Here is a 26,228-nt window from a genome sequence, read left to right as displayed (position 1 = left end):
AACTGGTCAACCATCCAACATCTCTGCAAGATCACCGGCAACTATGGCAGCTGCATCAGGCCGGCCCAAGTTCAGGCAAGCCTTGCGCATCGATGCCATGACTGTCGGTTCAACCAATAATGCCGTGATTTGCTCCGCTAATTCTTCTATCGGCACAGCAATCGCTGTATGATGGCTAATTAAAAAGTCACGATTATCTTCTTCATGGCCTGGTAAAGGTGGCAATAGCAGTTGCGGCACCCCCATCGCCATCGCTTCTGACGATGATAAGCCACCTGGTTTTGTTACGATCAGATCGGCACAGGCCATTAATGCCGGTATCTCCCGCGTATATCCATAAACGAACAAAGAAGGGGACTCTCCCTTCATTGCCCGTAAACGTTTTTCCAATTGCTGATCTTTGCCGGCAACAGCGATGATCTGCAGTTGCGGTAGCGATAACTTCAGCAATTGCGACACTGCCGCCTCCAATGGTCCTAATCCCAGACTACCGCCCATCAGTAAAAGGCGATGTTCCGCCGTGGGCAAGTGTAAAGCTTGCTCATGCTCCCAGCGCAGTCGTTGTTGTGCTTCCGAAAAACGATCGTTAATGGGAATACCGGTAACAGCGACTTTATCTGGCCTAACGCCCAGCCTTTCCGCCTCCGGAAGCAAAGCGGGTGCCGCGACATAATAACAATCACATTCCGGGTAAACCCAAAAAGGATGGACAGTAAAGTCGGTCACGATTCCCGCCAATCGACCTTGTAACCATCCTTCACGGCGATACCGGCTGAGTAGGCCCATCGGAAAAGGATGGGTACATAAGATTGCCCGCGGTTGCAGTTGGTGAATTCGTTGGCGTAAGGCTGTACCGAGCAATTGATCCAGATAAGCCGCCATTAATTTTTTGCTCATGGCACCCGATGACGGTTCTTTCGCACGCCGGTAGCCCCAACGATAAAGCGACGGCAACCAGCGCAACATCTGCAGATAGCTGCCGATCACCGTCGCAAAGACCCAAGGCGGACCAAAAGCGAACATATCATCAATTTGTACTGTCAGGCCACGCCGCTGCAGGGAGGCAGCAACCGCTTTCGCTGCCTCCCCATGACCGGCACCTGCTTCGACCGACAACAACAGCACATCGGTTGGCTTCATCAGAACGCCTCGTTTCCGATTACTCAGTTGGTGCCAGTTGCTGACGCAAAGCATTGATCTTGCTTAAAACTTCCTCTCGTTGCAGGAGGAACTGTTCACCGGTTTTACGCACCTTTAGTTCAACTACACCGTCACTGGCTAGCTTATTGCCTACGGTTACGCGTAGCGGAATACCGATGAGATCGGCATCTTTAAATTTGACACCAGGCCGTTCAGCACGATCGTCGAGCAACACATCCCAACCGGAAAGCTTTAATTGCTCATAGATCTCCTGGGCAGCGGCCATTTGACCTTCGTCTTTATTGGATACGGGAACAACGACGACGCCAAAAGGTGCAATGGCCAGCGGCCAGATGATACCATGCTCATCATAGTTTTGTTCCACCGTAGCTGCCATCGTACGGCTGACACCAATACCATAGCAACCCATCACCATGGGGTTTTCTTGCCCTTTTTCATCAAGATAAGTACATCCCAAGGCTTTGGAATACTTAGTTCCTAGTTTAAAGACTTGCCCAACTTCAATGCCACGAGCCGCTTGCAAGGGGGCTCCGCAAGCCGGGCAAGGTTCTCCTACTTCGATCATCCGCAAGTCAGCTACAGCCGTAACGGAAAAATCGCGGCCAGGCAGCACATGGACCCAGTGCATATCCGTTTCATTAGCACCAACAACAGCATCGGTAAGCGCCATGACTTCTTGATCGGCATAGATAGATACCGCTTGTACGCCAATGGGACCGAGAAAACCAACCGGCCCCAGTTGCGCTTCTTGGCATTCGACATCGGTAGCCATACGCAATTCCAGACAACCGAGCAAATTACCCAGCTTGATCTCATTGAGTTCACGATCGCCCCGGACTAAAACCATCACCAGTTGATCATCAGCACGATAAACTAACGTTTTGATCGTTGTAGCCGGTGCAACTGCAAGAAAAGCAGCGACTTGCTCAATCGTCTTTTGGCCGGGAGTACTTTTTTTCTCCAGAGGAAATTCCGTAACGTTCTCCGCCAGTGCCGGTGCTTGGCATTCGGCTTTTTCTACGTTCGCTGCGTAATCACAAGCATCGCAGTAGACAAGGCTTGCTTCCCCGGATTCAGCGAGCACCATGAATTCATGGGTTCCACCGGCACCGCCAATCGCTCCGGCATCCGCTTCCACCGGACGGAAAGTCAAACCGCAACGGGTAAACACACGTTTATAGGCTTCATACATGGTTTGATAGGCTTGATCCAGACCAGCCTCATCACGATCGAAAGAATATTGATCCTTCATGATAAATTCGCGGCCGCGCATCAAGCCAAAACGTGGACGCCGTTCATCACGATATTTATTAGCGATTTGATACACGGACAGCGGCAAATCCCGGTAGGACCGGACAGTGCTGCGCACCAGATCGGTAACGATCTCCTCATGGGTGGGACTGAGACAAAAATCACGATCGTGGCGATCTTTTAAACGGAACAGTTCGTCACCATAAACTTGCCAGCGTCCTGATTCTTGCCAAAGTTCTGCCGGTTGAACAATCGGCATGAGAATTTCCTGACCACCGGCTTTGTTCATTTCCTCACGAACAATCGCCATGATCTTTTGTAATACCCGGTGTGCTAAGGGTAAATAATGATAAATTCCTGCTGATGAACGTCGAATATATCCGGCCCGCAACAGCAATTGATGGCTGACGATTTCAGCTTCCGCAGGGGTCTCCCGTAATGTGGGCATCAATAATTGGGACATGCGCATCTATGTTCACGCTCCTCTAGGTATCGCCGCCAGGTAAGCGGTCAATCTCAGCCAGTAATGCTTCTACTAATTGATCTTGTGGAACTTTGCGGACGACTTCCCCTTTACGAAACAGGAGTCCACAATCCTTGCCGCCGGCGATGCCCACATCGGCATCGCGCGCTTCTCCAGGGCCGTTGACAACACAACCCATGACGGCCACCTTGATAGGCCTTGTTTCTGCCAGCAGCGCTTGTTCTACCGCTTCAGCAACGGAAGCCAAAGCGATTTGACAGCGGCCACAAGTAGGGCAAGAGATCAATTCGGGGCCCCGATGTCGCAGGCCTAAGGAAGATAAGATTTGCCATCCTGTGGTTACTTCCGGGACAGGATCGCCCGTTAGGGAAACTCGAATGGTATCACCAATGCCTTGGGCAAGCAGAGCACCAATCCCAACGGCCGATTTAACAACGCCGGAACGAATCGTTCCCGCTTCCGTCACCCCAACATGCATCGGATAATCAACAACTTGTGACAACGCTTGATAAGCTTGCACCATTAACGGTACAGAAGACGCCTTTAATGAAATCTTCATCCAAGGATAGTTACATTCTTCTAACAAGTGAATATGGGCAAGGGCACTTTCGACCATCGCTTCCGGTGTTACCCCACCATACTTCACTAACAAAGACTTCTCCAGTGAACCTGCATTTACACCGATGCGAATCGGTACTTGCCGCTCTTTGGCCACATCCAAGACAGCTTTTACCTTCTCAGTACCGCCAATATTACCGGGGTTTAGTCGCAACCCATGAACACCGGCTCGCAACGAAGCGATGGCCAGGCGATAATCAAAGTGAATATCGGCGATCACCGGTATCGCTGAACCGGCAACAATCGCCGCTAGTGCCTCAGCGGCTTGTTCATCCGGTACAGCTACACGAACAATCTCACATCCGACAGCCACCAGTTGCTCGATTTGTGACAGTGTCGTTTGGGGATCGCGCGTATCTGTATTGCACATGGACTGCACAGAAACAGGTGCATTACCGCCAATGGCTACGGAGCCAAGCTGAATTTGCCGCGTCGGCCGGCGTGGAAAAGTACGTTCCAATTTCACATGCCTCCCAACAAGCGAACGATATCGTTATAAGCGATAAAGACCATAAAAGCCATCAACAAGGCAAAGCCGGCCAGATGGATCATGTTTTCCTTTGCCGGATCAATCGGGCGACCCCGCAGTGCTTCTAAGCCCAGAAAAACCAAACGGCTGCCATCGAGCGCCGGAATCGGAAAAAGGTTGAGTACACCGAGGTTGATGGATAGCACAGCTGCCAACATCAACAAATTGCTTAAGCCCGTTTGCGCAGCCTTGCCGATCTCACTGACAATCATCACCGGCCCCCCCACATCGGCCGGTACTGTACCGGCGATCATATCGAGAAGGGAGCGAATGATCAGCCCCGTGATTCCAATCGTATTGACAATTCCCATGCGCAATGATTCAAAAACACCTTGCCGCTGCATGAACATGGAATCTTCATCGGCCATAATTCCCAGTTGACCGACTTTACGCTGTTCATCCATCAGAGGCGTTACGGGCACTTCCCGTATTTGGCCCTGGCGGTCCACTTTAAGCACAATTTGCTTCCCAGCATTGGGATGGATCTCAGCAATCAAATCAGACCACTTCTGCACCGTCTTGTCATTTGCGGCTACGATCCGATCACCCGGTAAAATTCCCGCTTGCTGTGCAGGCTTTCCCGGTACCACATCACCAATCACATTGGAAAAAGCCGGAACCCCGATGATCATAAAGATATAAAGAAAAAGTAAAAACGCCAAGATAAAATTCATGATCGAACCGGCAGCAATGATTACCGCTCTTTTCCAAACTGTTTTATTGTTGAAGTTCTCCGGATCATGACGCAATGATTCAATGTCTCGTCCTTCTTCCGCATCCATACCGGCCATCCGTACAAAACCGCCGAGCGGTAACATACGCAGCGAATACAACGTATCACCACGGCGCATCCCGAAAAGCTTCGGTCCCATGCCAATGCTGAATTCCAGCACCCGCACTCCGGCTAGTTTAGCTGTAGCAAAATGGCCGAATTCGTGAAAAACGATCATCAAACCAAAAACAAAGATCGACGCAATCGCAGTGATCATCCTGAGAATTCCCTCCCACCTGCTACACGCATCGCAGCATTTTCTCGAGCCCACTGGTCACTGGCTAAAATTCCATCCAGATTGGGGGATGCCTGCCAGGCATGAGCTTGGATTGTTTCGCGGACAATCCGAGGAATATCCATAAAACCAATTTGGTGAGCCAAAAAGGCATGGACAGCCACTTCATTGGCTGCATTCATCACCACCGGTGCTGTGCCTCCTGCGCGCCCTGCTTCGATAGCCAAGGCGAGACAAGGAAACCGTTCGTGATCCGGTGCACGGAAGGTTAAATTCGGATGATCGCTAAAACGCAATCGTGGCCAACTGGCTGTCCAACGTTCAGGATAAGACAAGGCATATTGAATCGGTAAGCGCATATCAGGAATACCTAGTTGCGCCAGCACCGCACCGTCACGCAGTTCGATCATCGAGTGAATGACACTTTGGGGGTGAATCAATACCTCAATGGCATCAAAGGAAACGTCAAAAAGCCAATGAGCTTCAATAACTTCCAGTGCTTTATTCATCAACGAAGCTGAATCAATGGTAATTTTCGCACCCATTGCCCAGTTGGGATGACGCAATGCTTGCTCCGGAGATACCTGGACCAGTTCTTCCAACGAAAAATCGCGAAAAGGTCCGCCTGAAGCGGTCAGGATTAAGCGTAAATCGCGGCAATCTTGGCCTTGTAAGCATTGGTAAATGGCTGAATGCTCACTGTCAACCGGCAAGATGGCCACATTTTTCTCCTTGGCTGCTGCCATGACCAGTTGTCCGGCAGCCACCAGCGTCTCTTTATTTGCCAAAGCAATGGTTTTTCCAGAATTGATGGCTGCCATGGTCGGCATCAAACCAATGGCCCCGCTAACAGCCGTAACCACCATATCGGCCGTAGGCGCGGTAGCCACAGCAATCAGTCCGTCTTGACCGGTGTGCACTTCCACCATAATCGAAGCAGCTTGCAACGCAGCTTGCAATTGTTCTGCCGCTATTGGATCCATCATCGCTACAACGGCAGGGCGATATTTTTTTACCTGCTCAAATAACAATGACCAATTGCCACCAGCCGCCAACGCTACCACTTGCAGCGCATCGCCGCTTTGATCAACAACTTCCAACGTTTGTCGACCAATGGAGCCTGTTGAGCCGAGAATAGCAATTCGACGAGTCACAGGTATCACCTCTTTTGAAAGTTATGAAAAACTCCGGCTCGATACATGGCTAAGAGCAACATGACAACAGCCGGACCAAGCACTACGCCAACAACGCCAAATGCCTTCATCCCAATATATAAAGCCATCAATGTTGCTAACGGATGAAGTCCAATCGAATCAGCCACTATTTTTGGTTCAATGAATTGCCGGTTCAACACTAAAATGCCATACAAAATCGCCAGTTGGGTAGCTAACGCATAATTACCGCCTACAGATTCCCAGATGATCCAAGGAAGTAAAATCAGCCCCGGCCCCAAGATCGGCAGCAAATCAAAAAGTCCGACCAAAATGCCCAGCGTAAAGGAAAACTCAATTTGCATTAAGTAGAAAGCGATAATCGCAATCAAAGCCGTAATGCTAATCAAAACAATCTGAGCTCGAATAAACCCCATAAAGGTTTTACTCATGTCCAGCAAAATTAAGCGCAATTGCCGAGCATAGCGCCCCGGCAGTCCCCAATAAATCGCCTGTAATACCAATCTTTTATCTCGACTGAGAAAAAAGCTGGCCATCAAGCTGAAAACTAACACGGTGAAAAAACTCGGCAACGATGCTACCGTGTCCAAAATATAATTAGAACCGGAAAGCAAAAAGCCCTTGACAACAGCCAACAATTCATCGACAGTTCGTTGCAATGTTGTCAGTACCTCAGGCGAAGAATGAATAGCTGCATAATAAGGAGCAGCCCCACTGACCAGTTCATTAAAAAATTGGCTGATTTGTTGAGGCGAAGGCAAATTGCCAGCGAGACGAATCAATTCCACGCCCAGTTTGCCAATCAGGAGGATTGCTGCCAGTGTCATCAAACCCAATAACAAGATCAAGGAAATAAAAGTGGCCCAGCCACGTTCAAGTTTGGTTCTGCTGACGATCAAGTCAACGATCGGATCGACCAACAAGGCAATCATGGCACCTAGCACAAAGGGCAATAAATAGGTGACCACCTGGTTAATCACCTGAACCGTCATCGGTAGCAAAAACTCAATGACAAAATAGGTGACCACCAGTGCCAACGCCCATATCGCTAAGCGCAAAAAACGCGTCAACCAATCTTGCCAAGGATTCATGCTCAAAACCTCGCTACCCACGTCAGAAAATAATACATCGCCGGCGCCGTCCACAATGTACTGTCAAAGCGATCCAATACCCCACCATGTCCTGGTAATATCGTTCCTGAGTCCTTAATTCCTGCCATCCGTTTTAGCGCCGATTCAACTAAATCACCAAACTGGCCAAGTGCCGAAATGATCAGTGCAGCGATTGCCCATGATAGTACATCGATCTGTGGAAACCACAAAGGACCACAAACCATAGCAACTAAACTAGCCAATAAGGCTCCACCGATACTGCCTTCCCAGGTTTTTTTCGGACTCACACGAGGTGCTAGGCGATGACGTCCGAGAAAACGACCGGCAAAGTAAGCACCGGTATCGGTTGCCCAAGTAAGCAAAAAGGTCAAAAGAACAGTCCATTCCCCTTGAGGAAATTGGCGCAGTAATAGCAAGTAGCTAAGCAGACCACCTACCATTAAAGCACCAAAAATCGTTGTGCCGACTGCAACCGGCGAAATGCGTGGGTAGGCGATTACCCATAACGCTAATCCGGCCCAGAAACTCACAGTAAGCCCCAACACCAGACCACTTTGGAAATGTGCCGTTAGTGGCAATAGACCCGCTATCAAATAGCCTAACCAGGTTGGCCCTTCCACATCCAGATTTTTCATCATTTTGTCGTATTCATAGAAACCAATCAGTGCAAGAACACCTACAGTGATCGTGAAAAACCAACCGCCAAGATAGACTAGATAAAGAAGCAAAGGAATACCAACGGCGGCACTAACTGTACGCATCCAGAGCATAGGGCAGGCCCCCTAGACCTTGACGCCACCAAATCTGCGGTCGCGCCCTTGATAATCGATAAGTGCTTGTAACAACTCCTGCCGCCCGAAATCTGGCCATAATGTCGATGTCACACAAATCTCCGTATAGGCTGATTGCCATAATAGAAAGTTTGACAACCGTAATTCACCGGAAGGGCGAATCAACAAATCCGGATCGGGCAGACCGGCCGTATACAGATGCTGCTCCAGATATTGCTCATTAATGTCATCGATCTGAATCGTGCCAGCCGTTACATTGGCAACAACTTTTTTGACGGCTTCCACAATCTCTACACGACCACCGTAATTTAAGGCGAGATTTAAGGTGATTTTGCGATTGTCTTGGGTTTTCTTGATCGCCGATGCTAACTCACGCTGGGCCACTTGGGGAAGATCATCCACTTTGCCAATCGCCCGTACGCGGACACCCTTTTCATGAAGCTCTTTAATTTCTTTACGTAAGTACTCAACTAAGAGATCCATAAGTGCAGATACTTCATCGGCCGGTCGTTTCCAGTTTTCCGTGGAGAAAGCGTAAACTGTTAACACTTGAATCCCTAGATCCGTGCATGTTTCCAGCACTTGCCGCAGGGATTCTACACCAGCACGATGACCGGCCGCACGTGGCAATCCACGACGTTTGGCCCATCGCCCGTTACCGTCCATGATAATCGCTACATGTTTAGGTAATTTTTGCGCATTCAGTTGCGCTGACAAATCATCAGATCCTGCGCCTTTTCTACGACGGTGAAAAGGCCAAAAACGCCATTGCAAGCTAACCCCTCCTCATTCTTGGCTGTCATTTTACATGGGGTTCATGTAAGATTGAACCCCCTCGGAGCCCCGAGGGGGTCATATCCTTTGCGATATGGTCAATTGGGCGGGAAAATAGGCGTAAATGGCGTGTATCTCACCATCGAGAGATGAATAGACCTGAACGATTCGCGCAATGCGATCCGACGCTTCATTAGCCGTTCCTGTCAAGGTTAGCCGTAATGAACATGCCCATTCAGAACAATAAGCCTCCGCTTGCTCAACCGTTTTACCGATCAGCACCTTTAACTGTTCATCCTGCGGTGCTACGCTTGTCAAACTTCCATGATCTCCGTTTCTTTCGTCTCAGCAACACGGTCCACTTCTTTAATATATTTATCAGTCAGCTTTTGTATATCATCAGTAGCCCGTTTGGCTTCATCTTCTGATATGGAATGATCCTTTTGCAGTGCTTTGATCTCTTCGTTAGCATCACGACGCATGTTGCGTAGAATGACCCGATGTTCCTCAGCACGTTTTTTTACGCCTTTTACCAGCTCAGCACGGCGTTCTTGGGTTAAGGAAGGCAAAATCAAACGAATTACAGAGCCATCGTTGTTGGGATTAAGACCGAGATCGGATTTAAGGATCGCTTTTTCAATAGCCCCCAACGAAGAGCGCTCCCAAGGCTGAATTAACAACATCCGAGCTTCCGGTGCAGAAATATTGGCCACCTGGTTAACAGGCACCAGTGAACCGTAATACTCTACCTGCACACGTTCCAGTAATGAAGGATTCGCGCGCCCGGCACGCACCGATTGGTATTCTTTGCGCAGTGCTTCGACGCTTTTTTTCATCCGTTCTTCTGTTTCTGTTTTGAGCAACTTAATCATTGTCCGTACCTCCAACAATCGTGCCAATTTTTTCACCCATAATGGCCCGTTTGATGTTGCCGCGGGTCTCTAAGCCAAAGACAACTAAGGGGATATTGTTATCCATACAAAGTGAAGTGGCCGTTGAATCCATGACACCAAGTCCACGATTTAATACATCGATATAAGCCAATTCTTCTATTTTTTTGGCATCCGGATTGGTGCGTGGATCCGAATCATAAACACCGTCAACGCCACGTTTGGCCATCAGAATCACGTCAGCTTCCATTTCAGCTGCCCGTAACGCTGCTGTTGTGTCTGTCGAAAAATAGGGGTTGCCGGTACCGGCTGCTAAAATAACCACACGGTTTTTGGCCAGATGCCGGATCGCCCGGCGACGAATATAAGGCTCGGCGACTTGCCGCATCTCGATTGCTGTCTGTACGCGCGTATCGATGCCGCGTTTTTCTAAAGCGTCTTGAATGGCTAAGGAATTCATGATCGTCGCCAGCATGCCCATATAGTCGGCGGTAGCTCGATCCATCCCCTTCGCTGATCCGGCAACGCCACGCCAGATATTGCCGCCACCTACAACCACAGCAACTTGAACGCCGCAGTCTTTGACCTCACCAATTTGATCAGCAATGGAATTGACCACATCTGGATCGATTCCATATCCCTTCGTTCCTGCCAGTGCTTCGCCGCTAAGCTTAAGCACTACTCGACGGTATTTCGGTTGCAAGCCATCCATACCTCCTCTTTCTATATCTGTCCATTCTACAACGATGCGAAAAAATCCTTTTGTGTCAAAAAAGAGAACACGAAGTGTGCTCCCTTTTTTGACCAATCGCTTACTTGTTCATTTCTGCCATAACTTCCGATGCGAAATCATCTTGGCGTTTCTCCAAGCCTTCACCCATTTCAAAACGGACAAAACGACGGATCGAGATATTCTCACCAATCGTCGCTACTGCTTCATTGATGACATCTTTAATCGTTTTATCAGGATTTTTGATAAAAGCTTGCTCCATCAAGCAAACTTCTTTGTAATACTTTTCGATACGTCCGTCAACCATTTTATTGACGATGGCTTCTGGTTTGCCTTCGTTCAACGCTTGAGCGCGCAGGATTTCTTTTTCTTTTTCCAGTGCTTCGGTAGGCACTTCTTCACGTTTAACATACTCTGGTTTTGCTGCAGCTACTTGCATTGCGATATCGCGGCAAAGCGCTTTGTAGTTGTCAGTTTTAGCCACAAAGTCAGTTTCACAGTTGATTTCTACCAAAACACCAATTCGGCCGTCACCATGAATATATGCTTCAACGCGACCTTCGGCAGCAATCCGACCGGCTTTTTTCGCGGCGGCAGCTAAGCCTTTTTCCCGCAGGTACGCAACTGCATCTTCCATATTACCGTTTTTTTCAGTAAGGGCTTTTTTACATTCCATCATACCTGCACCGGTGCGCTCACGCAATTCTTTGACCATCGCTGCTGTAATCACAACAGTTTCCTCCTCATTTGTGTATCATTTATTTAGTTTTACTAAATATAATCTGATTTATTCCCTGTATCATTATTATACAACATCAGAATCTGCGGTTTCTCTATCAAGTACCTATCGCTTCTGACACGAAACAAAAAGGTGACCGCGGGGTTGTCCCCGGGGTCACCCCACAAGCTTACTGGGCTTCTGATTGTCCTTGATTGCCTTCAAGAACTGCATCGGCCATTTTTGCGGTCAGCAACTTCACTGCACGAATTGCATCGTCGTTGCCAGGAATCACGTGGTCGATTTCATCGGGATCACAGTTGGTATCAACAATACCAACGAGAGGAATCCCTAATCGACGTGCTTCGGCAACAGCAATCCGTTCTTTGCGCGGATCGATCACGAATACCGCACCGGGCAATTCTTTCATGTCTTTGATCCCGCCAAGGAATCGCTCTAACTTTTCTTTTTCATGAATCAGTTGAGCTACTTCTTTTTTGGGAAGCAGTTGAAAGGTGCCATCTGTCTCCATTTTCTCCAAGTCACGCAAACGGGAGATGCGTTTTTGGATGGTTTGGAAGTTGGTCAGCATACCACCGAGCCAGCGTTGGTTCACGAAGTACATGCCGCAACGTTCTGCTTCTTCTTTGACGGAGTCTTGGGCTTGTTTTTTCGTGCCGACAAAAAGAATCTTTTTGCCTTGGGCTGCGACGTCGCGGATGAAGTTATAGGCCTCATCGACTTTGCGCACCGTCTTTTGCAGATCAATGATATAAATACCATTGCGCTCCGTGAAGATATACGGAGCCATCTTGGGGTTCCAGCGGCGGGTTTGGTGACCGAAATGTACCCCGGCCTCCAGCAGCTGTTTCATCGAAATAACCGCCACTATCTCCACCTCCTTTAGGTTTTTTTACCTCCGGTTGCTTCATCTCTCCTCGCTTCTCCCGAAATCAGGAGACCCGGCGAGCCAGTCCACGACCGTGCGGATTTTAACACCGTTGGTAATAGTATCATATTTTAATTACACTCGCAAGTGTTGTTCCGCCTCTAATCGATAAAAAAACGCGGTCTTCTCCATGAAGACTGCGTTTTCCATTTACTTGATTATTTATGAGATTTCACACATTTCAACCACGTTGGGCAATCATCTTCTCTAGGGGCTTGCGATGGCTGATTATAATTAAGCCATGCCGGCGGTTCTTGTGCCGGTTCCGGTCTTGTCGACGCTCTCTCAGCAATTGGTTCCTCATCGGTCCACGGTTTTACTGGAACTTTGTCGGCAAGCGGTTCTTGCTCTGTTCGCGGTTTTGCTGGAGCTTTGTCGGTAAGTGGTTCTTCTTCTGTTCGCGGTTTCACTGGAACTTTATCGGCAAGCGGTTCTTGTTTTAGCTGTGGTTTCACTGGCGCCGAAGCAGCCGGCTCAGTCGTAACTCGTGATTTTACGGCGGCCGTGGTCGTAGATTTCTTTGCTGCTGTTTCTTCAGAAGTTCTTTTCGCTGGGGATGTAGTGTCAACAGTTTTTTTCGGTGTCGATGGCTCTGAAGCAGTTCCTTTTGCGGTCGCCGCAGGCTGAATAGGGGTGTTTGTGCCTGTCATCGTTGGAGTAGCGGCAGTTCCGGCTGCTATCCCCTGCGGCTTTGAATCTTCTGCTTCAGGTTGCGGTGGCGCTACGCTTTCTTGCTCAGGTGGTGCTGACGATACAGCCGTAGAAGCCACATCAGTTGGACCCCAAACATAAAGTGATACACTAATCATAAATAACATAGCACCGCTTAGAAAGACTTTCATCCCTACGCTCGGTACCATGCTTTTGTCATGGTCAACGTTTGTACGATCTTCGTTCACCATATCCCCCTCCTACTCCTGCCTCCGGAGTTGGCGGATGAGCTTAACTTCATCTTTTCCTAAATTCAGAAACTCCGCAATTTCTTCATCACTTACCCCCAGAAGATATAACGGGCCTACTTTCTCATAACGTTCTTCCCGTGGCCATAGGCGGGGATCTCCTTTTTCAGGCGGGAAAAGTTGGGCTAAATTGCGCTCGGGCTTTTGAGGTTTTGTAAGCTCTTGAATCTGTGCATATTGACGCAATGGATAGGAGATCAATCCACTCTCCGGTGCTTCAACTTCTGAGGGTGCCTCTAATAATGTTGCATAATCATTAATCGAAACAACCTTATCTTTTAAAACAGGTGTCTCAACGCCCGGAGCATCATATTCCTCGACGATTGCAGGCGCTTCTGCCGCTGGGGCTTCGTTCTCCTCGACCATTGCAGGCACTTCTGCCGCCGGGGCTTCATACTCCTCGACCATTGCAGGCACTTCTGCCGCCGGGGCTTCGTACTCCTCGACCATTGCAGGCGCTTCTGCCGCTGGAGCTTCGTACTCCTCGACGATTGCAGGTGCTTCTGCCGCTGGAGCTTCATACTCCTCGACCATTGCAGGCGCTTCTGCCGCTGGGGCTTCGTTCTCCTCGACCATTGCAGGCGCTTCTGCCGCTGGGGCTTCGTTCTCCTCGACGATTGCAGGCGCTTCTGCCGCTGGGGCTTCGTACTCCTCGACCATTGCAGGCGCTTCTGCCGCTGGGGCTTCGTACTCCTCGACCATTGCAGGCGCTTCTGCCGCTGGGGCTTCATATTCCTCGACGATTGCAGGCGCTTCTACCGCCGGGGCTTCGTACTCCTCGACGATTGCAGGCGCTTCTACCGCCGGGGCTTCGTACTCCTCGACCATTGCAGGTGCTTCTGCCGCTGGAGCTTCGTACTCCTCGACCATTGTAGGCGCTTCTGCCGCTGGAGCTTCGTACTCCTCGACCATTACAGGCGCTTCTGCCGTTGAGGGCTCTGTGACCATTACAGAGGCTTCACTTGGCGATGCTACAAAAGCTTCAGCAACCACAGTGGGTGTGGGTGCTATGGCTTGGGCATGCAATAAAAGTTCTTTGCGTTTCGCCGAAATATCTTGGCTCATTTCCGCGATATAGGCTCGTTCAACTTCTAATTGTGATGTTAATTGCCGACCCTGTTCAATTTGTACACGCAATTTTTCGATTGCCTCTTCACTGCGTCTACTTAAGGTACGCATCAATAAATCCAGATCGTTTTGAAGCCGTTGTGCTTCTTTTTGACGTTGTTGCCAATTACCTAACTCTTCCCCATCTAGGTGTTTTTCCGATTGCTCTTTTAGAATCAGTCCAATACCAATAATCATAATGATGATACCTGCTACTGTTAGCACTGTGAGCATCGTGTAAAACTCGCCTCCTTGCTAATTATATTCTTAAATCTAAATGATGTCCCCGTAATAGTCCTTCGTTGTCAAGTACATCTTTGTTTTGCTCTTTATCTTCGTCACTTTTTTGCTCGTGTTGTTTTCTTTGTTGTTGTTTTGATTCGCGATCTTTGATTGCTCCTTTATCAGCTTGTCCTGTAGTAGGTACACTTTGTTGTTTCCATTGTGTTGTTTGTTGATTTAGCTGGGATTGAAACTGCTGTTCATTTTGACCTTGTTGTTGCTGAATTTGTTGAGTTCGGCTAATTTCTGTGACTTTCGGTACAATAACCTGCATATCAACCGATCGAATGGTCAATGGAATCCCCCCTACAGGCTATTTTTCATCAATTTTGATTCATTGTTTTCATGGAATGACTTCTAATAGCCCATCACGAATGACTACTGTAGAAGCCCGAATATTGTCACGGACCCGCATCGAAGCAGTTCCAATTCTGATCATTACACCAGGATAAATAATGGTATGAGCGCACACTTTACCGTGCGCCACTTGCTCAAACTCTTTTTCAATCTGCGCTTTTTCCTTCATTAAATCGTCAGCTTCTTTTAACAATTGAAACTGTGAACGCGTTAACCGCAATAAGATTTGCCGCTTGTCCGGTGACAGACGGCCTTGTTTTTTCTCCCAGTCTTTAAGTAAAGCGATAGTTTTCTCGGTTTGTTCAACTTTTGAAGCATTAAGCTTTTCCCGATTCAATAATTCTTGAAAATACTCTCGACGTTCCGGGCGAATTCCCACTTCAATTTCAGTCACTGTTGCATGAGGTGAACCAATAATTTTTGCCTCGATTTCTTCAACAGCACGAACTCGCCCGCCAACAATTACACTTTTTTTACCGCCAACATGAATCTTGCCACCGGCATCAACTTGTGAGTGAATAATCCCTTCACCAACAACAATATCACCATCAGCTTGAACTGTACAGTTTTCAATAAAGTGGGCCGCAATATTCCCTTTGACTTTAAGCAGTGAGCGCTGTTGCCCTTGAATACCTTGTCGAACCGTTAAGTTACCACCAATGTCAACAGATCCTCCATCAATGGATCCAAAGACCTCCAGATTACCTGCACATTCGACCTTAAAGCCATAAGAAATATTCCCACGAACGATAATCGAGCCAAGAAAGGATAAGTTCCCCGAAGAAAAGTCAACATCACCGGGCCATTCAAAAACCGGATCAATATGTACACGCCCACCGGCAATATGAACATGACCTGCTACCGTAGCTGTCAAAAGTTTTCCATCTTCGCTTAATATCGTGTTTTTACCGGCAGGAATACGGCGATCTTTCCCAGCCTTTGGTTTAACTTCATGCCCCATGACCGTCGTTCCCGGTGTACCGCTGGTAGGTGGAACACGAATCATCAAGATGTCGCCAACTTGAACGTTTTTGATCAAACTCAAATTATAATAATCAACACGACCATCTTCAAGTTCGGTGAGTTTTATTCTTTGGTCAGGATCAAAACAATAATTTAATTGTGCATCTGTTCCTGGTTGAGGCGGAATTCCTTTAGCTACTGTAATTTTTTGGCCAAAATTCAACGGTTGCACCGCTTTTTCAATAGCGCCATCGATAATACCAAAGATCACACCATTTTTTTGCAATGCCTCTTGAACAATCGAGGGATCAACGTTTTTGGTTGCATCATTCGCGCTTCCTGCACCCAAAACAATAACATATGCATGCATCCCATCACGGTCAATCTGCACAGTCACTTTGCCTTCTTGATAGGCCGGAACATCTTCAGGCAGTTCTGTTTGTTCAGGTAGTTCATTATTATGGACTTCTTGAACAGTCTCCCGCGAATCGTTCGACAGGTTCCCTTCACTTTTGAATAGCCCATTCGATGTAACCATGCGATTGTTCCCCCTCGGATGAACAGATTGGTTGCGTGTAATCTTAATGATACTTGTTACGTTTAATTTTCAATCAACTTCTTCTTATGGCGTGATAACTGACCACGCAACCGCAAAATCGCTTTGGTGTGAAGTTGAGAAATACGAGATTCGGAAAGATTCATTAAACTGCCGATTTCTTTAAGTGTCAAATCTTCATAATAATAAAGGGTAATCACCAGACGTTCCTTTTCGGGTAAGCGGTCAATGGAACGAATTAATGTATTTCGTAACTCAGAGACTTCGGCAGCGGTAACCGGATCATGCCCCCGAACATCGATAAGTGTGTCTAATAAGCGAACACTCTCGCTCTTTCCGCCATCAGTTGTCCAAGGTTCATCAAGTGAAAGTAGTGAGGTAGCTTGCAGATCATGAAGTAGCTTTTGGTATTCGGCTTCCGTAATTCCCATCGCCTCGGCTACTTCTTGATCTGTTGCTACACGCCCTAATTTGCCCGATAAGGAATGTAAAAGCTTCTCTAATTCTTTCGCTCGTTGGCGAACCGAAGCAGGAACCCAATCCATCGCTCGCAACCCATCAAACATGGAGCCACGTACGCGCGATACAGCGTACGTTTCAAATTTAAGTCCACGCGTTGGATCAAATTTCTCAATCGCATCGATCAATCCAAATACACCATAACTGTATAAGTCATCGCGGTCCACGTTGGACGGCAACCCAATGGCCAATCGACCAGCTACATACTTCACTAATGGTGCGTACAGAACGATCAACTCATCTCTCGCCACACGATCATGATGAACCTTGTATCGAGTCCAAAGTGGCGCCGCCAGCACAGCCGACTTTGTCGAAGTCATATCATTCGCCACCTACCTACGATCCTGCTCCTAAAATTATAACCCTTGCTCTTTCGACTCTGGCTAGTCATCCAACTGCATTTTTCGAATAATTTCTGCAGCCCGTTCGGGATCCGCTGACAATAAACGTTCTAGATCTTGTTCAATCTGACTAGGTGCAAAAGGAAGGACCGAAGGTATTTGCATGTCTAACGTACTGTCATTTCCTGCACCAACTTGCTCTTGTGCAGTCCCCGGTGAAGAAATTTTTTTCTCGGCTAAAATATGGTCAATATAAGCGACCAGAGCAAAAGTGCATCCTCCCATAACCACGGAAAAAAAGAAACTACGTAACAAAAGAATAAACCATGTTACCGATGCATGAATGCCAACAGCAGTGGTTATTATCATCGTTATTATGGCCAAGCCGAGGGGGAGCCAAAATTTTGGCCCAAACAATTCTTCTTCCTCCCTACACCACCTTCTCACCTCGGTCAACAGTGCGAATGTGGAGCATTCCGGTCGTTGTATTTAGTTCAATTGTGCGTCCAAAATTCCCTCCTGTTTCCCGAGCCAACAGGGGAATATTCATCTTTTTTAGGCCATTAACTACAGATTCTGCGTTCCTGTCACCGATGCGCATCACATCGGAAGTACCCGGAAAGGCAAACATCTGTGCGCCACCCGCAATTTTCGCCACAATTCGGGATTTCGATGCCCCAAGTTTGATCATATCATCAACCAATACCGGGATGGCTGTATCTGCAAATTTCGCTTTATTGTCTGAGCTGCGGGCTTGTGTAGATAAGGGTAACATGATATGAGCTAGCCCACCAATTTTAGCCACCGGATCAAAGAGGCATATTCCAATACAAGATCCAAGACCGGCAGTCATTAAATTAGCAGGTGCTTTTGCTGTCTTTAGATCAGCCATTCCCACCTTAACAAGCACGCCATCACCTCCCCATCCCAATTGCCTGCGGTTCAAACGAAAACTGATTATTGTTGCGTTAAATTAAGAATCACTTTATCCAAGTTAATCAACATCAGTAAGCGTTGCCCTAATTTACCTACACCAGAGATAAATTCTTGATCAATGTTGTTATTGGCCATCGGTGGTGGCTCAATGTCATTGACAGGAACGGTCAACACTTCCGATACACCATCAACAATAATCCCTACGGTGATATCTTTTATCTTAACAATGATAATGCGCGTTCGATCCGTTACATCACGCATGGGTAGGGAAAAAAGTTTACGTAAATCAATAACAGGTACTACATTACCACGAAGATTGACTACACCCTCCACATAACCTGGTGCTTTAGGAACACGTGTGATGGTCAACAATCGAACTATTTCTTGTACATAATGAATATCGACACCGTACTCTTCATCAGCCAGAGAAAAGGCGACCAATTGAATCTCCTGTAAAGATTGCGTTTCGTCCATTGTTATCAACTCCTAATATAGCGTTCCTACATCGAGAATTAAAGAAACATGACCATTGCCAAGGATCGCTGCTCCGGCAATTCCTCGGACCCCTTGCAATAATTTCCCGGGAGATTTGATAACAATTTCTTGTTGCCCAATTAACGAATCGACAATTAATCCTGCTTTTTTGTCACCTTTACGAACAACAACCACATAAAGTTCTTCTTCCTCAATCGCCTCTTCATGCACTTCTAACAAGTTACGTAACCGCACTAACGGTAACACGTTGCTACGCAACAAGATAACTTCTTGATTTTGTACGTTGCGAATTTGTTCTGGTTGAATACTGGTGGTTTCATCAATCGTACCTAATGGAATCGCATAGATTTCCGAACCAACATGAACCAGCAGTGCTTGGATAATCGCCAATGTCAAAGGCAAGCGAATTTTAAACTTCGTTCCGATCCCAGGTTTGCTTTCAATCTCTACAAAACCGCTCAATGCCTCAATCTTGCTGCGCACAACGTCCAATCCAACGCCCCGACCGGAGATATCGGACACTTTTTCAGCCATTGAGAATCCTGGCAGCCAGATCAACTGAACGGAAGCAGCATCATCCATCTGCTCTGCTTCTTGGGCCGTAATTATTCCTTTCTTCAGTGCTTTTTCTCGAATCTTAGCACCATCAATGCCTTTACCATCATCATTAACTTCAATCACTACGTGGTTACCTTCGTGTTTGGCGATCAAACGAACAACCGCTTCTACCGGCTTGCCGGCATTAAGACGTACCGAAGGAACTTCTACCCCATGATCGATAGCGTTACGAATTAAATGAACTAAGGGATCACCGATTTCATCAATGACGGTACGATCCAACTCTGTTTCGCTGCCCTCAATGATCAAATTGATTTCTTTCCCTAATTCCTTCGCCAGATCGCGAACCATCCGGGGGAAACGATTAAATACTTGCTCAACCGGTACCATCCGCACTTTCATCACAACATTTTGTAAATCCGTTGTGATGCGATCGATATGTTCAATGGTTTCATTTAGTTCAGAAATGTTGCTGGTCGTTGATATTTGTTCCAACCTTGTTTTGTTAATGACTAATTCTCCAACCAGATTCATGAGGCTGTCCAGGCGTTCAATATCTACACGAACCGTTTGGCTTCCCTTGCTCTTACGCACTTGCTCCGTAGTCGGTTGAGCTTTTACAACCGTTGTATCGATCACATCAGCATGTTTCGGCGATTGCTCAGTTTCATGAGTTTCATGGGTTTTATGGGTTTCTTCTGTTTCTTTTGGCATGATTTCATCATTGGGCCTCGTTTCAAAATCAATGCTTCTGATCGAGGCAATTTTAATCTCAGAAATCGTCTCTAACGCCTCGACTAATCGCTGCTGATCTTCCTGAGTAACCACAACGACTTCAAACGTATAGTCGAATTTTTCATCCTCAAGCTCTTGTACAGACGGTACCGACTTGATGACTTCACCGATCTCTTCAATATTGCGAAATACCATATAAACCCGAGCTGCCCGCATTACACAACTTTGCTCAATCTCGACATTAAGCAGAAAAGCGTTAAGGTTTTTACGCTGCGCCTCATGCAAAAGGGAAAGTTCATAGGAATTGAATTCGAAAGAAACGGGCCCATTAATGAGCGGCTTAATGGCGGTAGGCACATCTTGCTGTTTTACCATTTTCGGTGGTGGTGCAGCAACAAATCCACCTTGACTGGCACTACGTAAGCGATTAACTAAATCCGTTACATTCATATCACCGTTATCGCCACCGACAATGGACTCGACCATATTTTCTAATGCATCAAGACAACGGAAAAGTAAGTCGATAATGTTTGTGTTTACGGCCATTTTTGCATTACGCAACTCGGAGAGAACATTCTCCATTTCATGGGTTAATTCCGCGATCCGTTCATACCCCATGGTGGCTGACATTCCTTTGAGCGTATGGGCCGATCGAAAGATCTCATCAAGAATCGCATGATTATCGGGATTAGCTTCCAGCTCTAAAATTTTCTGATTTAACGATTGTAAGTGTTCCCGTGATTCTTCCATAAACATGTCCATATATTGATTCATATCCATCGGGGAGCACACCTCCATCTTTGCCAAACTACTTGTAATACAACTGTTTAACAATTTCATCAGCCACATCCGTTAAAGGAACAACACGGTCAACACAACCAGATTCTATCGCTACTTTTGGCATCCCAAAGACAACGCAAGTCGAAGCATCTTCAGCGATTGTACGACCTGACCGTTGCTTGATCAACTTCATCCCCTCCGTTCCATCACTACCCATACCAGTTAGAATGACGCCAACCATATGTGACCAAAATTGTGAAGCTGCCGATTTCATCATGACATCAACAGCAGGTCGATGCCCCCCCACAGCAGGCTCTTGATTAAGATTTATCCACATCTGTGAACTGCCACCGGAAGTCCCTGTTACTCGTACTGTCAAATGGTAGTCACCGGGGGCAATGTAAACAACACCCGGTAGAATCGGCTCATCATGCTGTGCTTCCTTAACTTTTAATGCCGACGATAGATTTAGTCGTTCCGCTAAAGATCGGGTAAAACCGGGAGGCATATGTTGAACTACAAGCACGGCAGCACCTAAATTGGCCGGTAATCGTGGGATCACTTCGTAAAGCGCTTTCGGACCTCCTGTTGAAGTACCCAATAAGACCAGTTTCTCGAGCCGTTCACCCATTTTAGCGGTAGGTAGTACAGAAGGACGCTGAGAAGTCTTAGCGATGGTCGGTGCCACGGGCGCGGTAACATGTAGCGTGGACTTCGTGCGTATTTTGACTGACGCCGCCACACGTAATTTCGTGATCAATTCATCACGCACCTTATGAATGTCAAGTGATATTGTTCCAGATGGCTTTGCAACAAAATCAACTGCACCCAACTGCAATGCTTGCAACGTGGCTACTTCTCCGGCTTTCGTTAAGCTTGATAGCATCACAACCGGCACTGGGCTTTCACGCATGAGACGCTCAAGCGTTGTTAAGCCATCCATGACCGGCATCTCTACATCAAGCGTAATTACATGGGGAGATAGTTGTTTAACCTTTTCTAACGCTTCCTGACCATTACGTGCTGTACCAACAACAACAATATCTGATTCCGAGCTAAGCATATCGGATATAACTTTACGCATGAATGCAGAATCATCAACAACAAGAACTTTTATATTTTGCAAACCTATCACTCCTGGCTACCTGTATCAAGAAAAAACGTATCATGAAAAATAAAATTTTAAATTCCACAATAACGCTATAATCTCCTGCTTATCTAATCTTATAATTCTATAATTTATCAACGGATTCCTATAAATGGGAACTAGGCGAAAAATTGCTTTACTCTCATAAATAAACGAGTCATTCCACCAGTTTGTATATTTTTAGGTGATACCCGACAAATCCCTGCTGCAAGTATCGAGATTGCTTGGGCTGCCGGAGTTTGTTCATTTTGCAAGTAAAAAGGGGTCTGCTGTTTTACCGCCTTGGATATGTTCACATCTTCAGGAATAAAACCTAATAATTTAATTTCTCGATTGAGAAATCGTTCTACTGCTGTTGAAAGTTTTTTAGTTACCATTTCGCCTTCAAGGTTATTTTCTACTCGATTAACAATCAAGCTGATTGGTTTGTTTTTTTGCTTCACAACAACCGATTTAATCAGTCCATAGGCATCGGTGATTGATGTTGGCTCCGGAGTGGTTACAACAATCAATTCATCAGCAGCGTATATATAAGATAAGACATTCCGTGATATCCCCGCCCCAGTATCAATAAGCAGAATATCGGTAGCATTTTCAATGTCAGCAAGTCCCGCGATAAGCAAGTCTAATTCTTGTTCACTTAGATTGGCCAGTTCGGCGATTCCCGATCCTCCGGAAATAAGTCGTATTCCATTGGGACCATCAAAGATAATGTCCCGGAGTTGTTTTTCACCTCGGAATACATGATAAAGATTGAAGGGATGTACCTTACCCAAAATTACATCAATATTAGCCATACCCATATCGGCATCGATGATCATCACTCGTTGACCATATTCCGTAAGGGCCAATCCAAGATTTAGCGTGACATTGGTTTTACCGACTCCTCCTTTGCCACTTGATATACAAATAATTCTTGTTGTCGGTCGCTTGCCGGTAATTTCTTCTTCAACTTGTCGTTTAACATTGCGCATCATTGTGCGTAACTTTTCTGCTTGATCGTTCATTGCATTTCTCCAAAAATCAAGCGTGCCAGTTTAGCCGGATCGGCGATTTCAATATCATCAGGTACATTTTGCCCCGTAGTAACGTAAGAAAGCGGGTTTCCAGTTTGCTGAATTACTTGCAACATTGTGCCGTATTGTGTTGTTTCATCCATTTTCGTAAAGATAATCCGTTCAAAATTTAAGTGATTATAGGAATTGAGAATTTGGTCTAAATCCTTGCCTTTGGTGGTCATCGATAATACTAAACAGAGGCTTGATGGTTGCGCTGCCTCCACAAAGGCGCGTAATTCTTCCATTTGTCGTTCATGCTTATGGCTGCGCCCGGCCGTATCGATCAAGATCAAGTCTTTATCCCAGTTACGCTCAATGGCTGTACGCAGCGTCGGTGGTGAGAACACGACTTCTACAGGTACACCAATGATTTCCCCAAACGTTCGTAATTGTTCTACCGCTGCGATACGATAGGTATCGGCCGTAATCAAGCCGACTTTACGTTTTTGTACAATGGAGAAGGTTGCTGCTAATTTGGCAATGGTCGTTGTTTTGCCTACACCTGTCGGTCCAATCATCATCACCACGTGAGAACCATTACCTGGTGGAGGTAAAACAATCGGTTTCGGCTGACCAAGTATCGCTTGAATTAACGCGATTGCTTGCTGGTTATTTTGTCGCGTATCAAGTGGCATGATTTTAGAACAGATTTGATCAGCTAACCGGAGTTCAACATCATTTTTAATCAGTAGCTGATGAATTCGGTGAATGTCGGAAGGCAGATCTTCGGCTGGTTGATTCAAACGCTCTAAGATCTCTCCAACCATTCCTTTGATTTCAACCATTTCTGCTGCCATGGTTTCTTTTAGTGGATCACTTTCTTTCATTGGATTGGGCGCAGGCGAACTCGGAATTAAGGTAAAGCTACTTCCCACGGCCGGTTGTGACGGCGGTGCTATGGTTGAAGCGCTTAATCGGGTTTGCGTTGGTTTTAGTTGTAACGTTGAAGGATTGAGCTTTGAAAGCGTCGTTTCTTTCGCTGCGAACGTCGGTTCTTCTACCGCTCCGGTGATCTCAATCATTTCTCGCGAGATCAAACCAAAAAAACGACGGTTTTGGACTTTGCGTGTATGCAAAATCACGGCATCCGCTCCCATTTCGCTTTTCAATCGCGCCATAGCTTCTTGCATCGTGGCCCCGACAAATCGTTTGACTCGCACGTTAGCTCACCATTCCAATCGATTGAACTTCAATTTGCATACCAACCTCGTTGTAGGATAGAACAACCAACTGAGGTATCACACGTTCTGTCATGCGCTTGAAATAAAGTCGAACAATTGGCGCACAAAGCACAACCGGTTGATAACCCATTTGTGTGACCCGTTCTACTTCACTTACAAGCTTATTGGCGATAATCTGGACCTCCATCGGATCAAGAGCTAAATAACTTCCTTGTTCCGTTTGTTGAATCGCTTCGCGAATTTTATTCTCAAGCATGGGATTTAAGGTAATCACATTCAATTGATTAGTCCCTGGCATCAGATAAGGTTTTACAATCTGGCGAGCCAGTGCTTGGCGTGCATACTCAATCCAAATATCAGGATCTTTCGTCATCCGCGCATGATCAGCCAGTGATTCCATGATCGTCACCAGATCCCGGATCGGTACCCGTTCATTAAGCAGTCCTGCCAAAACTTTTTGCAAATCACCCACGGTCATCAAGTCGGGAATCAACTCAGATACTACCGTCGGGTTCGATTGCTTGACATGATCGAGCAAGGTCTGCACATCTTGACGTCCAAGAACCTCTGCCGCATGGGATTTAATCACTTCGGTCAAATGAGTCGCTACTACGCTGGGTGGATCGACGACGGTATATCCGGCCAATTCTGCTTGATCGCGCATCTGGGAAGGAATCCATTTGGCCGGTAAACCAAAGGCCGGCTCTTTTGTATCGATGCCCCCAATACTGCCATCATCATATCCCGGAGACATGGCCAGGTAGTGATCAATTAACAATTCTCCTCCGGCCACTTCAACGCCCTTAATTTTAATCGAATAGGCACTTGGCTTGAGTTGCATATTATCGCGTAGACGAATGGGTGGCACAATCAAGCCTAGTTCCAAGGCACATTGACGCCGGATCATGATCACACGATCAAGTAAATCGCCACCTTGTTGCGTATCGACAAGGGGGATTAAGGCATAGCCCATCTCTAATTCCAAAGGATCCACATCCAAGAGAGAGATAACATTTTCGGGTTTCTTGATCTCTTCGATTTCTTTTTCCTGCGCCTTTTCCATCTCAGCAACAACCGATTCTTTTTGTTCTTTACTGAGTCGATAACCGAGAAAAAACAGTACGCCACTCATCGATAATAACGGTAGCGGCGGCAACCCAATTAACCCAAGTAACGCGAGCATACCTGCGGCGATCTGTAGAACACGAGGGTAATTGAAGAGCTGGTTCCGTAAATCTTCAGCGAGATTCGATTCCGAGGCTGCCCGTGTAACAATAATACCGGTTGCGGTGGAGATCAGCAGTGCCGGTATTTGCGTCACCAGACCGTCACCGACAGTTAATATGGTATATTTCAGGGCTGCCTGAGAAATCGATAACCCTTTTTGTAATACGCCAATAATAAAACCGCCGATAACGTTGATGGCCACGATAATGATCCCGGCTATCGCGTCACCTTTGACAAACTTGGTAGCACCGTCCATGGCGCCAAAAAAATCAGCTTCTCGTTGAATATCTTTACGGCGTCGTTTGGCTTCAGCTTCGTTAATCATACCTGCGTTTAAGTCGGCATCGATCGCCATTTGCTTACCGGGCATCGCATCAAGGGTAAATCGAGCTGCAACTTCCGCTACCCGCTCGGCGCCCTTGGTGATCACGATAAACTGAATGATCACCAGAATCAAAAACACGACAAAGCCGACAACAGGATTTCCAGCGAGCACAAAAGTGCCGAACTTTTCGATCACTTCTCCGGCATACCCGTTCAATAAGACCAACCGCGTCGATGATACGTTCAGTGATAAGCGAAACAAGGTCGTAATTAACAGAAGCGAGGGAAATACTGAGATTTCCAATGCCCCTTGAATAAAGATCGTCACCAGCAACAAAATCATGGCGATGGTAATATTGATGATCAGCATCATGTCCAGCAGAAACGAAGGCAAAGGAATGATCATCATGACAACGGTACCCAAAATCGCTACCGCTACGGCTAAATCTGTATATCGAATCGATGGTGTCGATACTTGGGGTACGGACATGAATGCGCCTCCTCTCCTCGATGCTGA

General features: G+C 46.8%; 26 protein-coding genes. All 26 read right to left on the bottom strand.

What is annotated here, in order from left to right; translation table 11 throughout:
* Positions 1–6: 6 nt before the first annotated feature.
* Positions 7–1,140, bottom strand: coding sequence for an MGDG synthase family glycosyltransferase (locus tag EDD73_RS06630; RefSeq protein WP_165876355.1), 1,134 nt, complete (start codon positions 1,138–1,140; stop codon positions 7–9).
* A gap of 19 nt (positions 1,141–1,159) precedes the next feature.
* Positions 1,160–2,881, bottom strand: coding sequence for a proline--tRNA ligase (locus tag EDD73_RS06625; RefSeq protein WP_131918996.1), 1,722 nt, complete (start codon positions 2,879–2,881; stop codon positions 1,160–1,162).
* Positions 2,882–2,897: 16 nt separating this feature from the next.
* Positions 2,898–3,974 (bottom strand): flavodoxin-dependent (E)-4-hydroxy-3-methylbut-2-enyl-diphosphate synthase, encoded by a 1,077-nt coding sequence (gene ispG, locus EDD73_RS06620; RefSeq protein ID WP_131918995.1) that lies wholly within the window; start codon positions 3,972–3,974, stop codon positions 2,898–2,900.
* A gap of 2 nt (positions 3,975–3,976) precedes the next feature.
* Positions 3,977–5,032, bottom strand: coding sequence for an RIP metalloprotease RseP (rseP, locus tag EDD73_RS06615; protein WP_131918994.1), 1,056 nt, complete (start codon positions 5,030–5,032; stop codon positions 3,977–3,979).
* The gene (locus tag EDD73_RS06610) at positions 5,029–6,204 is read right to left on the bottom strand and encodes a 1-deoxy-D-xylulose-5-phosphate reductoisomerase (RefSeq protein WP_131918993.1); all 1,176 of its coding nucleotides are present in this window, start codon (positions 6,202–6,204) and stop codon (positions 5,029–5,031) included. The genes rseP and EDD73_RS06610 overlap by 4 nt, the downstream gene beginning before the upstream one ends.
* 5 nt (positions 6,205–6,209) lie before the next feature.
* A complete protein-coding gene (gene ytvI / locus EDD73_RS06605) occupies positions 6,210–7,313 on the bottom strand; it encodes a sporulation integral membrane protein YtvI (RefSeq protein ID WP_131918992.1) in 1,104 nt (367 codons plus the stop codon).
* 2 nt (positions 7,314–7,315) lie between these two features.
* Complete coding sequence (locus EDD73_RS06600; protein WP_131918991.1) at positions 7,316–8,104, bottom strand: phosphatidate cytidylyltransferase; 789 nt, start codon at positions 8,102–8,104, stop codon at positions 7,316–7,318.
* 12 nt (positions 8,105–8,116) lie between these two features.
* A complete protein-coding gene (locus EDD73_RS06595; protein ID WP_131918990.1) occupies positions 8,117–8,899 on the bottom strand; it encodes an isoprenyl transferase in 783 nt (260 codons plus the stop codon).
* 78 nt (positions 8,900–8,977) lie between these two features.
* Entirely contained in the window at positions 8,978–9,217 is a 240-nt protein-coding gene (locus EDD73_RS06590) for a hypothetical protein (RefSeq protein WP_131918989.1), read from the bottom strand.
* Positions 9,214–9,771 carry a ribosome recycling factor gene (frr, locus tag EDD73_RS06585; protein ID WP_131918988.1) on the bottom strand — a complete coding sequence of 186 codons (558 nt, stop codon included), beginning with the start codon at positions 9,769–9,771 and terminating at the stop codon, positions 9,214–9,216. The genes EDD73_RS06590 and frr overlap by 4 nt, the downstream gene beginning before the upstream one ends.
* Positions 9,764–10,501: a UMP kinase gene (gene pyrH / locus EDD73_RS06580; protein ID WP_131918987.1), complete on the bottom strand. Its 738-nt coding sequence runs from the start codon at positions 10,499–10,501 to the stop codon at positions 9,764–9,766. Before pyrH ends, frr begins: the two co-directional genes overlap by 8 nt.
* Before the next feature lie 100 nt (positions 10,502–10,601).
* Positions 10,602–11,249: a translation elongation factor Ts gene (gene tsf, locus EDD73_RS06575; RefSeq protein ID WP_207668826.1), complete on the bottom strand. Its 648-nt coding sequence runs from the start codon at positions 11,247–11,249 to the stop codon at positions 10,602–10,604.
* A 178-nt stretch (positions 11,250–11,427) separates the two neighbouring features.
* Positions 11,428–12,126, bottom strand: coding sequence for a 30S ribosomal protein S2 (gene rpsB / locus EDD73_RS06570; RefSeq protein ID WP_131918986.1), 699 nt, complete (start codon positions 12,124–12,126; stop codon positions 11,428–11,430).
* A 218-nt stretch (positions 12,127–12,344) separates the two neighbouring features.
* On the bottom strand, positions 12,345–13,085 hold the full coding sequence (locus EDD73_RS06565; protein WP_131918985.1) for a hypothetical protein: 741 nt from the start codon (positions 13,083–13,085) through the stop codon (positions 12,345–12,347).
* A gap of 12 nt (positions 13,086–13,097) precedes the next feature.
* Positions 13,098–14,486, bottom strand: a complete 1,389-nt coding sequence (locus tag EDD73_RS06560) for a hypothetical protein (RefSeq protein WP_131918984.1) — start codon at positions 14,484–14,486, stop codon at positions 13,098–13,100.
* 25 nt (positions 14,487–14,511) lie between these two features.
* Positions 14,512–14,829: a hypothetical protein gene (locus tag EDD73_RS06555; protein WP_131918983.1), complete on the bottom strand. Its 318-nt coding sequence runs from the start codon at positions 14,827–14,829 to the stop codon at positions 14,512–14,514.
* 48 nt (positions 14,830–14,877) lie between these two features.
* Entirely contained in the window at positions 14,878–16,392 is a 1,515-nt protein-coding gene (locus tag EDD73_RS06550; protein ID WP_131918982.1) for a FapA family protein, read from the bottom strand.
* 62 nt (positions 16,393–16,454) lie between these two features.
* Positions 16,455–17,249, bottom strand: a complete 795-nt coding sequence (locus EDD73_RS06545) for a FliA/WhiG family RNA polymerase sigma factor (RefSeq protein ID WP_131918981.1) — start codon at positions 17,247–17,249, stop codon at positions 16,455–16,457.
* Positions 17,250–17,312: 63 nt separating this feature from the next.
* Complete coding sequence (locus tag EDD73_RS06540) at positions 17,313–17,687, bottom strand: hypothetical protein (protein WP_131918980.1); 375 nt, start codon at positions 17,685–17,687, stop codon at positions 17,313–17,315.
* 13 nt (positions 17,688–17,700) lie between these two features.
* Positions 17,701–18,162: a chemotaxis protein CheD gene (locus EDD73_RS06535; protein ID WP_131919043.1), complete on the bottom strand. Its 462-nt coding sequence runs from the start codon at positions 18,160–18,162 to the stop codon at positions 17,701–17,703.
* A 65-nt stretch (positions 18,163–18,227) separates the two neighbouring features.
* On the bottom strand, positions 18,228–18,680 hold the full coding sequence (locus EDD73_RS06530; protein WP_131918979.1) for a chemotaxis protein CheW: 453 nt from the start codon (positions 18,678–18,680) through the stop codon (positions 18,228–18,230).
* Positions 18,681–18,692: 12 nt separating this feature from the next.
* Positions 18,693–20,774 (bottom strand): chemotaxis protein CheA, encoded by a 2,082-nt coding sequence (locus EDD73_RS06525; RefSeq protein WP_131918978.1) that lies wholly within the window; start codon positions 20,772–20,774, stop codon positions 18,693–18,695.
* Positions 20,775–20,802: 28 nt separating this feature from the next.
* Positions 20,803–21,900, bottom strand: a complete 1,098-nt coding sequence (locus EDD73_RS06520) for a protein-glutamate methylesterase/protein-glutamine glutaminase (protein WP_131918977.1) — start codon at positions 21,898–21,900, stop codon at positions 20,803–20,805.
* Between the two features lie 140 nt (positions 21,901–22,040).
* Entirely contained in the window at positions 22,041–22,928 is an 888-nt protein-coding gene (locus EDD73_RS06515; protein WP_131918976.1) for a MinD/ParA family protein, read from the bottom strand.
* Positions 22,925–24,139, bottom strand: coding sequence for a flagellar biosynthesis GTPase FlhF (gene flhF / locus EDD73_RS06510; RefSeq protein WP_264672915.1), 1,215 nt, complete (start codon positions 24,137–24,139; stop codon positions 22,925–22,927). Before flhF ends, EDD73_RS06515 begins: the two co-directional genes overlap by 4 nt.
* A 1-nt stretch (position 24,140) precedes the next feature.
* The gene (gene flhA, locus EDD73_RS06505) at positions 24,141–26,201 is read right to left on the bottom strand and encodes a flagellar biosynthesis protein FlhA (RefSeq protein ID WP_131918974.1); all 2,061 of its coding nucleotides are present in this window, start codon (positions 26,199–26,201) and stop codon (positions 24,141–24,143) included.
* Positions 26,202–26,228 lie beyond the last annotated feature (27 nt).

It is taken from the genome of Heliophilum fasciatum (genome assembly GCF_004341395.1).
Classification (GTDB): Bacteria; Bacillota; Desulfitobacteriia; order Heliobacteriales; family Heliobacteriaceae; genus Heliophilum; species Heliophilum fasciatum.
This window is presented reverse-complemented; position numbering and strand designations above follow the sequence as displayed.